Origin of the sequence: Thermoplasma sp. Kam2015, from assembly GCF_003205235.1 — an archaeon.
Taxonomy (GTDB): Archaea; Thermoplasmatota; Thermoplasmata; order Thermoplasmatales; family Thermoplasmataceae; genus Thermoplasma.
This window is the reverse complement of the sequence record NZ_QJSM01000058.1, coordinates 1-419: the sequence shown is the minus strand read 5'-3', so window position 1 is coordinate 419 and position 419 is coordinate 1. Positions and strand designations below refer to the sequence as shown.

The 419-nt window shown below is 36.5% G+C and carries 1 protein-coding gene; it reads left to right on the top strand.

Annotation, left to right across the window (positions count from 1 at the left end):
* Nucleotides 1-419: transposase (locus DMB44_RS09180; RefSeq protein WP_153280226.1), on the top strand; the 419-nt coding region annotated here is incomplete at both ends.

The window sequence follows — 419 nt, the reverse complement described above, 5'->3', positions numbered from 1 at the left end:
TACGCTTTCTTGATAATGCATTCAAGAACTTCTTCCATAAGAATGCAGATCATCCAAGATTCAAAAGGAAAGGTATTAACGAATACTTCGCAGTACCACAGCACATCAAAATTCAAGGAAACAGGATATATTTCCCAAAGTTCTCTGAAGGCATATACTTCAAGGGCTCTGAGAAGAAGCTGTCCGAGATTAAAGACATCAACGAGATAGTAATAACCAAGGATTCAGGATACTATTACTGCTCTATTATATATGAAAATGAAGAAGAACTACCAGAGAAGAAACCATTATCCTCAGAGAACTCCGTTGGCATAGATCTAGGCATCGAAAAATTTGCAACCTTATCGAATGGTATAGCAATAGAGAATCCAGGATTCATAAAGAAGGTAGAGAAAAGAATAAAGCGTCTTCAAAAACAG